This is a genomic window from Staphylococcus sp. OJ82, from assembly GCF_000294465.1.
GTDB lineage: Bacteria > Bacillota > Bacilli > Staphylococcales > Staphylococcaceae > Staphylococcus > Staphylococcus equorum.
This window is the reverse complement of sequence record NZ_ALPU01000001.1, coordinates 65,192-78,114: the sequence shown is the minus strand read 5'-3', so window position 1 is coordinate 78,114 and position 12,923 is coordinate 65,192. Positions and strand designations below refer to the sequence as shown.

Sequence of the window (12,923 nt, the reverse complement as noted above, 5' to 3'; positions counted from 1 at the left end):
AATCAATGCCTCCTTAGATTTTACCTACTAAGTCAAGACCAGGTTGTAATGTTTCTGAACCTTCTTCCCATTTAGCTGGGCAAACTTCGCCTGGATGTTGACGTACATATTGTGCTGCTTTGATTTTGTGTACCAATGTACTTGCGTCACGACCGATACCGTCAGCATTCACTTCAGCTGCTTGTACAATACCGTCAGGGTCTACGATGAAAGTACCACGCTGAGCTAAACCTAAATCTTCGTCTAATACGTCAAAGCTACGAGTGATTGTTTGAGAAGGGTCACCAATCATAGTGTATTGGATTTTGTTAATTGCTTCTGAATGGTCATGCCAAGCTTTGTGTACGAAGTGCGTATCAGTTGATACTGAATACACGTTTACGCCTAATTCTTGTAATTTATCATATTGTCCTTGTAAATCTTCTAATTCAGTTGGACATACGAATGAGAAGTCTGCTGGATAGAAGCAAACAACACTCCATGAACCTTTTAAGTTTTCATCTGAAACTTCGAAAAATTCATCTTGCTTTGGATCATAAGCATTAGCTGTGAATGGTAAAATTTCTTTGTTAATTAAAGACATAAAAAAACATCCTCCTGATTTATTAACTAATTTTGATTAGAATATTAGTTAAGTAGATTATTATAGTTTGTTAATTGTAATAATTCTAATCTTTCACTTACTATTATTGCACGCTCATATATTCTAGTCAACGATGAAAGGTTATATACAAAAGTGTAAAATAACGCTCTATGTGTGCTTTTGAACCATTAGTGGTAAGTGAAAATATGCATAAAAAAGAGAGCGTTTACATAATTGATATAATCTTTCTACATATTAAATAGCCTTTCAATTCTCAACTAAACATATGAAAATGAGAAGAAAGGCTTGTTATTTAGTAAAATGGCTTGAAAACATGAATTACACAGCTTTTTAGAGTGTTTTTTACAATTTTGTGAACGACTAACGTTTACGGAATTTATATTTATAAGTAATGAACAAGGAAACCATAATAAGAATAAACCAAATCACAAGATATAGTAGATTCAAGCTAGCGTTATTGATTTCTAATTCTAAAATTAAGACAAAAGGTAATATTTCTAGTACTTTGTCGAAAAAGCCTAATTTTATAACACCTTCTAAGGTATTAAATATTGGTGTCATACCAAAGAGAATGAAGGGCACCATCATTAATGTTGTGGCAGTACCAACAGTATTAGACAACAAACCAAAGACTAAACCAAGTACAAGGTAAAAGCATAGCATGACTGCAAGGCCTAAATAAGTTTGGAAATCGAAATTCACGTTACTGTTCACAATCATTAAGCTTATAATAGTCGTAATAATAGTGATTATAAACGTGATAATGACTTTAGATAACAATATTTCAATATTAGATGCTGGCGACTCTACTAAGCCTTTCAATGTACCTTTCTCATTTTCTTCAGAGATCATTGTGATAAGAGGTGATGTAGCAACAAAAACAAATGCCATGTTAATTATGATGAACTGCATTACAGTCGGTGCGCTTTGAACTGTATTTGTAGTTGGAATGATACTGTAAAATATACTGATTAATATGATCATTAACGGCATGAAAATAATAGAAGGATTTCGTATAGATTCTTTAAAGTCTTTCTCTAACAGTGCTGATAAGCGTGTGATATTCATATTAAACAAGCTCCTTTCCAGTGATTTTCAAGAAAACATCGCCAAGCGTAGGTAAATTAGATGAAATGTATTTTAAATCATTTGCTTCGAGCATATCTGTAATATACTGTGCGGATTCGGTAGTCATGGGTAAGGTTTTTTCTCGATTATTATTATGAATGACTTTAATTGTATGATTTGCATGATTAAAACGAAAGTTCTCAGGTGTATCAAGTTCTTTGAGTACACCGGACTCTATAAAAGCCACGCGATCGCATAATGCGTTTGCTTCTTCCATATTATGCGTTGTTAAAAATATCGTTGTGCCACGTTCGTTTAGTGCTTTAAGTCCTTTATGCACGTGTTGAATTGTCATAGGGTCTAAAGATGCTGTTGGTTCATCTAAAAATAATAACTCAGGTTGATGTAAAATTGCTTTAGCAAGTAGTACACGTTGCTTCATACCAGCAGACAAGTTTTTAAATAATGATTTTTTAACCTGTGTTAGACCGACAAATTCTAAAGCTTCGTCAACTTTTTGTAATGGTAGTTGATTAAGCTTGGCGAATAACTTTAAGTTATCCCAAATGCTTTGGCGTTCATAAGCAGTGCTGTGATCTGTAAGGATACCAATTTTTGACATAAAGTTGCTTGTACCTATTTCAGAATCATTGTGTCCAAGAACATTTAGACTACCTTTAGACGGATCGTATGTGCCAGTTAACATTTTAATTGTTGTTGTCTTGCCAGAACCACTAGGTCCAAGGAAACCAAAAATTTCTCCTTTTTTTACAGTGAAATTCATATCTTTAATTGCTATTTTGTTTTTAAATGATTTTGTTACATGATTCATTTCAATTATGTGTTCCATTAAATTACCTCCTTTTGAATTAACTTCAGCATAGCGTGTTCACGCGGATCTGACGTTCAAAAGAAGGTGAAATGTAACGTATAAGTGTTGAATTGTTACTCATTAATATTGAAAAATCGTTCTATTTCTTTTGCTTTTTGCCTAGATAAAGGAATTAGTATTTCTTTAGTATTATTGAGTCGTATCGAATAGTTGTTTTTAGACCAAGAAATAATTTCACTAACTTTTTGTAAGTTTACGATATAAGAACGATGACATCGATAAAAACCATAAGGAACAATAATTTTTTCAATAGATTGTAAAGTCGTATCATGGGTATATTGTTCATTACCTACATGTATAACAACTTTGCCATCTTGACCTTCTAAGTAATCAATGTCGATAGGATCTAAAAATAACGTTTTTTCATTGGTTTTAACTGTTAAACGTTTGATTTGTTGACGCTCTAATTGGTTGCTATCGCTTATATCTTGCTGATGATTTGGTTCATATTGTGATATTTGTATAGGTTTAAATGTTTTTTCAGTAAGACGATAACAATTGTTGCTGATAAGTAATGCTTCTTCTGTGTGATTTGTTAACGTAATAATCGAATTGTTTTGCTGAGTTCATTGAGTAAGTTGAGTACGGTATGTTTTGTTTCAATAGAGACATTTTGTAAAGGTTCTTTAATAATAAATTTCGTTTCAGGTACAAGGAATAATTTTGCTAAATGGACGAGTTTAAGTTCAGAAGTTGTGAGCTTTTTAATTTTCTTGTGATTGAAGGAGAATAACTTACATTCATAAAGGACTGTATCTAAGGATAATTTTGAATCGTACCACTTACACCAAAATTTAATGATTTCTTTTACTGATAGTCGCTCTGGTAGTGGTGCTTTAAGCGTGTATGTCTTGAATCCGCTCGTATCTTGATTGAGTTCTATAATTGAATTTTGAAACTCATCTTCTGTGACGATAGTAGCTAAATCGTTTTGAAGTTCAACCAATCTATTATCTTTTACAAATAATTCTATATGTTTAACCATAAATAATACTCCTATAGTGTATTTATAAAACAGTATAACAAGCTATAGTAATAATGTGTGAGATTTTCATGAAAAAAGACCTATTTACAGTTTGAAATAGGTCTCGTATTTTTTAAAAGTATAAAGTTACTAAAGAAGGTGTTAGTACTTAATTACATGAATGATTGTATTATCCACCAAATCATTGCAGCAATAGGGAAGAACAACCACCAGTAACCTGCTAGGAATTCCCAACCATTCATAGGATGTTTCTCTTTATCATCTGAAACAGGTTGCTGATATGTTTCAATAATTGTATGTTTCAGTTGCTTGTCCCCTTTAATGAGTTCGTCTAATGAAATGTCGAACAGATCACTCATTTTAATTAACATATCAATGCTTGGATAGACTTTATTTAATTCCCATTTTGAAATACTTTGGCGTGAAATGTTAAGTATTTCTGCTAAATCATCCTGCGACCAATTTTTTTGCTCTCTTTGCTCTTTAATCTTTTTTCCAATTTCCATAACAACCACATCCTTTGTTTAAAGGTAATATATTAAATGTTCAGCGTCACGAACCTAATGTTATTGTCTGCCGCAACGGCAGGTTGCAATCGCGTGCTTATCATCTTAAGCAGTTTTAAAAAAATTAAATATGTAACATGTTGGACTATGTTGAAATGTATTTGTGAATACCTCTTTAATGTAATAATACCCATTATCTTCCATTATAATAAAAAACTGCCTAAGTTATAACTTAGGCAGCTAGAGTGTTGGTACTTTTTTTGTGCACGCTTTCCGCGGGCACAGCCTCAGCCTGTAGTCTTCGGCTAGTGCTTTTCCCGCAGGAGTCGGCACAAATTACTGCTATTTTTTAAACAAAAATAATATAATATATTTAAATTAAACAGTGTTGGTGTTCAATGATTATTTGTGAATTTTTTATCTGTCCCAGTATCTTGCTCTATCAAAAGCTTGCACAATTGTATTAGGGTCATCCGATACGAAAACACCAGGTGCTGCTAGATTTAATTTGGCATCTGCTAAATTTGTCGCAGCTGTTTGGTTAACGATTAATGGTTTATTGTGTTTATAAGTGAGTTCTGCAAACTCCTCGACAGGTGGGAGTATATCGCTACCATCTGAAAGTACAATTAAGCTATCAAATAAAGTTGGATGAGCAGTATCAAATGTTTCAGTGATACCGTAGTCTTCTGAGATATCTTTAGGATGTTGTCCCACAAATGCGTAGTTCAATTTGTTTTCAGTGAATGTTTTAGCATATGATTTTAGCGTGTCAGCACTAATATCGCCATTTACTGCAATAGCTACAGAATGTCCAGCTAATGGGATATCGAATTTTTCCATTGTTAGTTTACTATCTTTTGCATCTGATTGGACTTCTTCATTTTCTGCGGGTACTTCCACACCTACATTTTTAGCTACACGCTCGGCTAATGTACGGTCAACTTTGTTCAATTGGTTAACAGCATTTTGTTTAACCATAACCGATTTACACATACCGATTTCAAATGAAAAGCCATCTACTGTATGATCAAATTCAGGCTGAGTCAAACTGTTTAAATAAAGTTTGGCTTGGCTATAATAATCTTTGAAACTTTCACTGCGTTTTTGAATCTTGTGGCCTTCAACTTTTTCTTGGTAGTGCTCATAACCACCTTCTTCTTTCGGTGTTGTATGAGGATCATTATTATTCAATGCATTTTTATGATACGCAACTTGTCCCTTGTTTACACTTGTTTGATGCATGCCTTCTCTTTGGTTGTTGTGTACTTCATTTACAGGACGATTAATTGGAATTTGATTGAAGTTTGGACCGCCCAATCTCGTGATTTGTGTATCTGTATAGGAGAATAAACGTCCTTGTAATAATGGATCATTAGAAAAGTCGATACCTGGTACAATATGTCCTGGATGGAATGCGGCTTGCTCTGTTTCATCAAACACATTCGTAACATTTTGATTTAGTGTCATTTTACCAACTCTTTGTACTGGAACATCATCTTCAGGCCAAATCTTCGTAGGGTCTAAAATATCAAAATCAAAGTCAAATTCTTGTTCAGGACGAATAATTTGTAGGCCTAATTCCCATTCAGGATAATCGCCTTTTTCGATAGATTCATAAAGATCTTTACGATGAAAGTCGACGTCTTTACCATGTAGCATTTGTGCTTCATCCCATACGAGAGACTCTAGCCCTTGAAGTGGTTTCCAATGGAATTTAACAAAATAAGACTGTCCCTCGTTATTAACAAGGCGGAATGTATGCACACCGAAACCTTCGACTTGTCTAAAATCTTTAGGTATACCGCGATCACTCATAGCCCATACAGCGGTATGTGTAGATTCTGGATTTTGAGCAAAGAAATCCCAAAATGTATCATGTGCTGTACCACCTTGAGGCATTTCGTTATGTGGTTCAGGTTTAACTGCGTGAATTAAATCTGGGAATTTGATTGCATCTTGTATGAAAAATACTGGTATATCGTTACCTACTAGGTCAAAAATACCTTCATCTGTATAAAATTTTGTCGCAAAGCCACGGACATCTCTAACTGTATCAGGAGAGCCTTTAGAACCTTGAACTGTTGAAAATCTAACAAATACTGGCGTTGTTTTCTCGGGGTGAGTTAAAAAGTCGGCTGAAGTATATTTCGATAAATCTTCATAAACTTGAAATTCGCCATGTGTACCAAAGCCACGGGCATGGACAACACGTTCTGGAATGCGTTCATGATCGAAGTGCATGATTTTTTCTCTGAAATGGAAATCTTCTAATAAGCTAGGACCACGTTCACCAACAGTTAACGTGTTTTCATCTTCACTTACTTTGACACCATTATTAGTCGTCATTGCTTTATCGTCATTGTTTTTTTCTACTTCATTTAATTGATCTTTCTTTTTGTTGCTCATTAAAATACCCCCTATCTATACGTACATTTAATGTTTTCCACGTTACGATAAAGAGAAACATATCTATGAGTTAAATGAATTATTTTAAATGATTTATAAATTATAGTATGTATAGGGGGAAGATTATATATGATTGATTATAGACAAGGTTCCGAGATTGTTGGCAGTTGTGTACACGTTTTCCACGATTACAGGCTTAGACTGTGGTCTTCGGCTACTTACTTTTTCGTAGGAGTCGACCTAAGCACTATCATTTTTAAAGAAAAATACCAAAAAACAAATCAAATGCTGAAAAGCATTTGATTTGTCTATATTCTTTGGCACAGAAATAACCTAGGCTGTGAGCGAAAGAGAGGCTAGTCTACAAATGTGACATCCACTTGTCCTACATCGCTATATTCGGCTTTATAAGATCCTAATTCTACAGGGATAGGCGATATAAACGTACCTGAAGAAATGATATGACCTTTGTGTAATTTTTTATCGTGCGTTGCGAGTTTTTGTGCAAGCCATTTAACAGACTCAACTGGGTTGCCAAGCACTTCTGTAGAATCACCTTCATGTTCTATTATGCCGTTATACGATAGTTTCATATGGATATTTGCAAAATCTTCATATGACAAAGGATCAATTGTTTCACCAACAACAATTAATCCTGTCGCAGTGTTGTCCGCTAGTAAATCACCTAAAGTGAAATTAGGGAACCAATTTTTGTAACGTGCATCGGGTATTTCAATACCTGGTGCAATTTTAACGCTAGATAGGACTTCTTCATTTGTTGGATTAGAAGATAAATCTTTCGTTAGAATAAACATAATTTCTGGTTCAATTAAAGGTGAAAATAGACTTGAAAGTGATACAGAGCCATTGCTTTCTACAATTTTAGAAGAAAGTATTGTGCCATAAGCTGGCTCATCAGTATTAGCGATACTTTGTGTTGCTGCACTCGTCATACTTACTTTATAGCCGGCGATATTGGATTGATCAACGTCTTGAAGTTTATCGATAAGTAAATCCTGTGTTTGGTACGCTTCTCGTTCACTGATATTGTGTGTTTGACTAACAAAATCTATGGGTTCGTGCTGTTTAAAGGCTTCAAACAATGCATCTACGACAGTTGTATTGGCTTGTGTCATGAAATATTAGCACTCCTTTTTCAGAATATTGTTACTATTATACTAACCATAAACTTAATTACTTTCAAATCTTTTAAGAAAGGTGAAAAACGGGTAAACATAATATAAGCAATCAAAATATGCTTTTGGTAAGATATGGATATATTTCATAAAGAGGAGCGATAGCATGTCTGATCACGTGTACAACTTATTGAAAAAACACCATTCAGTAAGAAATTTTAAGAAAGAACCTATTCCAGAAGAGCATATTAAACAACTTGTTGAGGCAGGGCAAAGCGCTTCGACTTCTAGTTATTTACAAACTTATTCCATTATAGGTATAGAAGATCCTGAGATAAAAGAAGATTTAAAAGAAGTATCTGGACAGCCTTATGTCGTAGAAAATGGCTATTTGTTTGTTTTTGTAATGGATTATTATAGACACTCAATAGTGAATGAAGATTCCAAGCATCAAATGGAGACATCATTTGAATCTGCGGAAGGCTTGCTTGTTGGTACAATAGATGCAACGTTAGTAGCACAAAATATCGCTGCTACAGCAGAGGATATGGGCTATGGAATTGTTTATCTAGGCTCATTAAGAAATGATGTTGAACGAGTTAAAGAAGTATTAGACCTACCTGAGCATACTTTTCCTCTATTCGGTATGGCACTTGGTATACCTAAAGATGAGGAAGATGGTAGCCCGAAACCACGTTTACCGTTTGAACATGTTTTTCATCGTGATAGATATAATAGCGATAAGAACGAGCAAAAAGAAGAATTACAAAGATATGATCAAACCGTAAGTGATTATTATAAATCGCGTACAAACGGTGAACGTACTGAAACATGGTCTAATCAAATCGCGAATTTTATGAGCGCAAAACAAAGATTGGATATGTTAGATCAATTAAATAGAGCAGGTTTTATTAGAAAATAATAGGATAGCAAGATAGCTAAAGTGTTTCATTTTCAAAAACTCATTACATTAAGGAAGGGGTTGGTTAAGTTGAGCATGTTTAATAGATTATTTAGAAAAAAAACAGATGAGACTGATGGACGTGACATAAATAATCAATATATTTATTCATCTGAGAACAAACTAACCCCGGAAGAAGCGCAAAAGTATTGGGCGAAAATGGCACAAAAAGTGCTTGTTACTGCAATCAATTCAGTAGATCATACAGCTGAGCGCATATTTATTTTAATAACCTTTGATGAGAAAGATTCAACAATCGATTTGTTTTTTCAAATGGATGGGCAACTCAGAATGTGGAATGACTTGGATAACGAAACACATAAAAAGGTTATTTCAGGTAGTATAGTTTCTCAAGCACCGAATTTAGTGAAACAGGTGAATTGTTTATACGATAGCGTAGATAAAGTTAGGTTAGCATATGCTCAAATTCAATATGAATTTGAAAGTAAAGCGTGGTATTTACATGATGTTACGCAAGAAAGCGTTGAGGCATATTTGGAAAAAGATCCTGCTTTTTTAAAATGGTTTGATGATGTATCGAAAGAAATTGATGCGATTCCGCTAGACGGTAAAGAAAGAATCACTTGGGGACCATTTAAACCAGAATACTAGATAAAATAAAAACCTTCCTAAACGACGTGAAATGACACGGTTTGGGAAGGTTTTTAACATTTTTAAATTTAGTTATAGTTAGAACAATTAATGAGCAGTATTGGTTCGTGTTAAAGGCTGATTAGCCAGTAATTTCACCATATTCTTCTGAATTATATGTGTCTTTGTCTAAGTTGTCTGTCAGTTTAGCTGTACCTGTACCTGCAAGTAAAGAGTCATTGACGTTCAATGCAGTACGACCCATATCAATTAATGGCTCTACAGAAATTAACACACCAGCAAGTGCAACAGGTAAGTTCAGTGTAGACAATACGATGATTGAAGCAAACGTTGCGCCGCCACCAACACCAGCTACACCAAATGAACTAATAATGACAACACCGATAACTGCCAATATAAATTGTAAGTTAACTTCCACACCGGCAGCAGGTGCTACCATGACAGCTAACATAGCTGGATAAATACCCGCACAACCATTCTGTCCGATAGATAAACCAAATGAGGCAGAGAAATTAGCGATGCCGTCTGGTACACCTAAACGATTTTTTTGAGTTTGTACGTTAAGTGGTAATGAGCCTGCACTTGAACGAGACGTAAAGGCAAATAGTAGTACTTCACCTGTTTTCTTAACGAAAGTAACAGGGTTTAAACCTAATCCTGTAACAATAATTAAGTGAATGATATACATTACGATAAGTGCTGCATAAGATGCGAGCACAAATTTACCTAATGTCCATATAGCACCGAAGTCACTTGTTGCAATCGTTGATGTCATAATTGCTAAAATACCATAAGGTGTTAAGCGTAATACGAACGTTACAATGGCCATTACTAGGTTGTACAATGCATCGATACCACGTTTTAAGATATTTCCGCTTTCAGGTTGTTTGCGCATTACACGTAAAAATGCAAAACCAATAAATGCAGCAAATATAACAACTGCAATAGTAGAAGTTGTACGTTGACCTGTGAAATCTAAGAATGGATTACTTGGTAGTAACTCTAAGATTTGCTGTGGCAATGTATTGGCAGTCATGCCTTTAGCCTGACTTGCAAGTTCATTACCTCTTGAGCTTTCAGCACTTCCTAAATCGATAGAAGAAGCATCTAAACCAAAAATTAGGGCAGATACAATACCGACAATAGCTGCAATAGCTACTGTACCGATTAAGAACATGAAAATATAAATGCCGATTTTAGCAAATTTTTCTCCAATTTGAATTTTAGTGAAAGCTGAAACGATTGAAATAAAGATTAAGGGCATTACTATCATTTGTAATAATGCGATATAGCCATCACCGACAATACTAAACCAATCTGTTGTTTGTTTAGTAATCGTAGAATCCACACCATAAATTAGATGAATGAAAATACCATAAATGATACCTACGCCTAAAGCACTAAAAACACGTTTTGGAAATGACACGTGTCGTTTAGCCATTACATATAATCCGATGAGGAAGGCCACAAAAATGACGATGTTAAGAATTGTTAATAACATAAAGCAGGACCTACACTTTCATAATTTAATATTTTTAATTCCGATAAGCATACTAAGGATATTAGAAAAGTTGATAATATTCAAGTCTATTTTGCAAGAAAATTTAAAAATAAAAATGACTTTATATTCTGACAATAGTGAAATGCGTTGAGGCGCTGCTATGAAGGCGTTTTTATCGGTGGAGCAAGGGGTGAGGAGAGAAGATTGATATACTGGATAATTATATAAAAAAACCATCCCTTGATTGTTGGGGATGGTTTAAATAAATTAGCGTTTCTTTATAGGTTGAATAAACGAGCAAAAAAACCTTTGCGTTCATCTTTTGGTTCTTCTTTAGCAAGTGGTGATTCATAAGCGTGTGTTTGCTCTGAAGCTGTTTCTTGCTCACTAGATGATGCTATGTCAGTAGCATGATCATTGTCTGGTGTTTTTTGGATTGAGTCATCTTTAGCTTTATCAACGGAAGTTGTATCTTTTTCTTCTGTTGAAGCTGTAGCACGCGCTGTATCAGTTTCTTTAGCTGTCTCGCTTGTAGAAGAAGTTGAAGCAGCAGTAGCTGAAGCAACTTTGCTATCATCAATTGTTGGTTTAGCTACAGTAGATGGTTGAGCACCAACTTGCGTAATCTCACTATCTTCAACTTGAGCTGGATTTGAAGTGTTTTCAGTACTTACTTTACTGTCTTTAGCTGGATGTGTAGTAGCAGCTGAAGTTTGTTCAGTAGTATTATCAGTCAACTTATCTCCCTTACTAGCAGTTGTACCGGTAGAAGCAGTGATATTGTCTGTCTCAACATTAGATTTCACAAGTTCTGATTGTTCTTTTTGAGAATCTTGAATCACACTTTGAGTTGTCTTAATTTCATCCGTTGATGTTTGGATAGCCTTTAATGATTCAGTGTTAGCATCTAATTTTGATGTGATTTGATTTTGCATTTCATGTAATTCATGCTGCTGTTGGTGTACTTGGTTAATCATTTGCCCGAGCATTTGACGTTCGTCACGCATTTTTTGGATTTCAGAGCGTAAGTCATCCACAAGTTTAGATACATTTTGATCAGTAGGTAGATTACTGTCATTGTCTTTAACAAGCACTTGTAGGAAGTCTTTTTCTTTTTCTAATTCCTCGAAAGCTAAATCATAACTATTGGTTTGTTTAACTTTTTCGGCAATTTCTTGGAAAAGCTCAATATCCTCTTCTTTGAAATCTGTAGCTTCACGGCCACGGTATTCGGTTTTGCTAAGTTGGTACCCGCGTTCTTCTAAATGTTGAACGATTTTACGGACTTGTTTTTCACTTAGCTCTACACGTAGTGCAAATTCTTTAGTTAACATAGTAATAAGTCCTTTCATATAAGTGATTTATGTATACGGACGTTTGTCTTCGGTTAGTGAAACGTCAGTCTTACCTCTATGTTAGTCTAAACTGTTTTAACAGTGATTTCAAGTAGTGCCTGCTATCATTTGCGCAAATCCATTTCTGTAAGTAAAGGATAAATAACACTTCTAGATATTCTGTTAGCAAATACATACTTTAATATATAATTCGATTTAATACTTGGACCATAAATATCTTTAGTTAATTCGATATTAGCTTTAATAAATAAATCCATAGGTCGTCCTTCAGAAAAACCTTTCAGACTGGGTGCTAAATAATCGATATCATATTGTCTTTCGAAACCATTTTCGAATAAAAACTGACGTCTGTTATCCATAATAGTTATCTCATCTTCAGACACTTCTTCAGGTTCTTTTGGCACTTCCAACATGATGAAGTTAACATCATGAGCATGTAGTTGATTAGATAATTTATTAATTTCTTTTTCCATACGCTTCAGTGTTAAATTGATTAATTCATCATGGTTAGGTTGATCAAGGGCTATTAAATATATTAAAAAAGCTGAGTTCGTCGTTGCTTCATAGTGAGCAGTAGCTAAACTCACTGGTTTTTCTGACTCGATGCCTACTAAAAATAAATAATCATCTTTAGTACGCTCATTTTTTAATGATTGTTTAAATATTTGTTCGTCCTCTGTTAATCCGATATCAAACTTTTCGTCATATATCTTTAAAGCTGATTTGAACAATGGATCATCAATTGATGTTACGGCTTTAAATTCCATAGACACACCCCCCAAAATTATTGCGTTCATTATAACATAATAGTTATGTTTGTAATTTATTAACGCATGATTCAAATCTTGTTAATAATTATTATGTAATAGAAAAAGAGCGGGACAGAAATCAAAT

Annotated in this window: 13 protein-coding genes; 2 read left to right on the top strand and 11 right to left on the bottom strand. The window is 34.3% G+C overall.

The features are described from left to right. Nucleotides 1–13 precede the first annotated feature (13 nt). The 8 genes from ahpC to SOJ_RS00355 all read right to left on the bottom strand — a co-directional run bounded on the left by ahpC (nt 14) and on the right by SOJ_RS00355 (nt 7,600). A complete protein-coding gene (gene ahpC, locus SOJ_RS00385) occupies nt 14–583 on the bottom strand; it encodes an alkyl hydroperoxide reductase subunit C (protein WP_002506062.1) in 570 nt (189 codons plus the stop codon). Between the two features lie 381 nt (nt 584–964). Then, entirely contained in the window at nt 965–1,672 is a 708-nt protein-coding gene (locus SOJ_RS00380) for an ABC transporter permease (RefSeq protein WP_002506061.1), read from the bottom strand. A gap of 1 nt (nt 1,673) precedes the next feature. Continuing rightward, entirely contained in the window at nt 1,674–2,522 is an 849-nt protein-coding gene (locus SOJ_RS00375; RefSeq protein WP_002506060.1) for an ABC transporter ATP-binding protein, read from the bottom strand. A gap of 95 nt (nt 2,523–2,617) precedes the next feature. Beyond that, complete coding sequence (locus SOJ_RS14635) at nt 2,618–2,899, bottom strand: LytTR family DNA-binding domain-containing protein (RefSeq protein ID WP_238536954.1); 282 nt, start codon at nt 2,897–2,899, stop codon at nt 2,618–2,620. A gap of 200 nt (nt 2,900–3,099) precedes the next feature. After that, entirely contained in the window at nt 3,100–3,549 is a 450-nt protein-coding gene (locus SOJ_RS14630) for a hypothetical protein (RefSeq protein WP_002506059.1), read from the bottom strand. A gap of 152 nt (nt 3,550–3,701) precedes the next feature. Beyond that, nucleotides 3,702–4,055 (bottom strand): helix-turn-helix domain-containing protein, encoded by a 354-nt coding sequence (locus SOJ_RS00365; RefSeq protein ID WP_002506058.1) that lies wholly within the window; start codon nt 4,053–4,055, stop codon nt 3,702–3,704. Nucleotides 4,056–4,472: 417 nt separating this feature from the next. Next, nucleotides 4,473–6,464: a catalase gene (locus SOJ_RS00360; RefSeq protein WP_002506057.1), complete on the bottom strand. Its 1,992-nt coding sequence runs from the start codon at nt 6,462–6,464 to the stop codon at nt 4,473–4,475. A gap of 356 nt (nt 6,465–6,820) precedes the next feature. Beyond that, the gene (locus SOJ_RS00355; RefSeq protein ID WP_002506056.1) at nt 6,821–7,600 is read right to left on the bottom strand and encodes a 2-keto-4-pentenoate hydratase; all 780 of its coding nucleotides are present in this window, start codon (nt 7,598–7,600) and stop codon (nt 6,821–6,823) included. A gap of 166 nt (nt 7,601–7,766) precedes the next feature. Here SOJ_RS00355 and nfsA point away from each other — a divergent pair, with 166 nt between their 5' ends. Both nfsA and SOJ_RS00345 read left to right on the top strand, forming a co-directional pair. Further along, nucleotides 7,767–8,522, top strand: a complete 756-nt coding sequence (nfsA, locus tag SOJ_RS00350) for an oxygen-insensitive NADPH nitroreductase (protein ID WP_002506055.1) — start codon at nt 7,767–7,769, stop codon at nt 8,520–8,522. Nucleotides 8,523–8,597: 75 nt separating this feature from the next. After that, nucleotides 8,598–9,173 (top strand): hypothetical protein, encoded by a 576-nt coding sequence (locus SOJ_RS00345; RefSeq protein ID WP_037539368.1) that lies wholly within the window; start codon nt 8,598–8,600, stop codon nt 9,171–9,173. 121 nt (nt 9,174–9,294) lie between these two features. Here the strand turns inward: SOJ_RS00345 and SOJ_RS00340 are convergent, their stop codons facing one another. From SOJ_RS00340 to SOJ_RS00330, 3 genes are all read right to left on the bottom strand, one after another. After that, nucleotides 9,295–10,674: an L-cystine transporter gene (locus SOJ_RS00340; RefSeq protein ID WP_002506053.1), complete on the bottom strand. Its 1,380-nt coding sequence runs from the start codon at nt 10,672–10,674 to the stop codon at nt 9,295–9,297. 278 nt (nt 10,675–10,952) lie between these two features. Next, nucleotides 10,953–12,008 (bottom strand): hypothetical protein, encoded by a 1,056-nt coding sequence (locus SOJ_RS00335; protein WP_002506052.1) that lies wholly within the window; start codon nt 12,006–12,008, stop codon nt 10,953–10,955. Nucleotides 12,009–12,133: 125 nt separating this feature from the next. Then, nucleotides 12,134–12,796: a hypothetical protein gene (locus SOJ_RS00330; RefSeq protein ID WP_002506051.1), complete on the bottom strand. Its 663-nt coding sequence runs from the start codon at nt 12,794–12,796 to the stop codon at nt 12,134–12,136. Nucleotides 12,797–12,923: the final 127 nt, after the last annotated feature.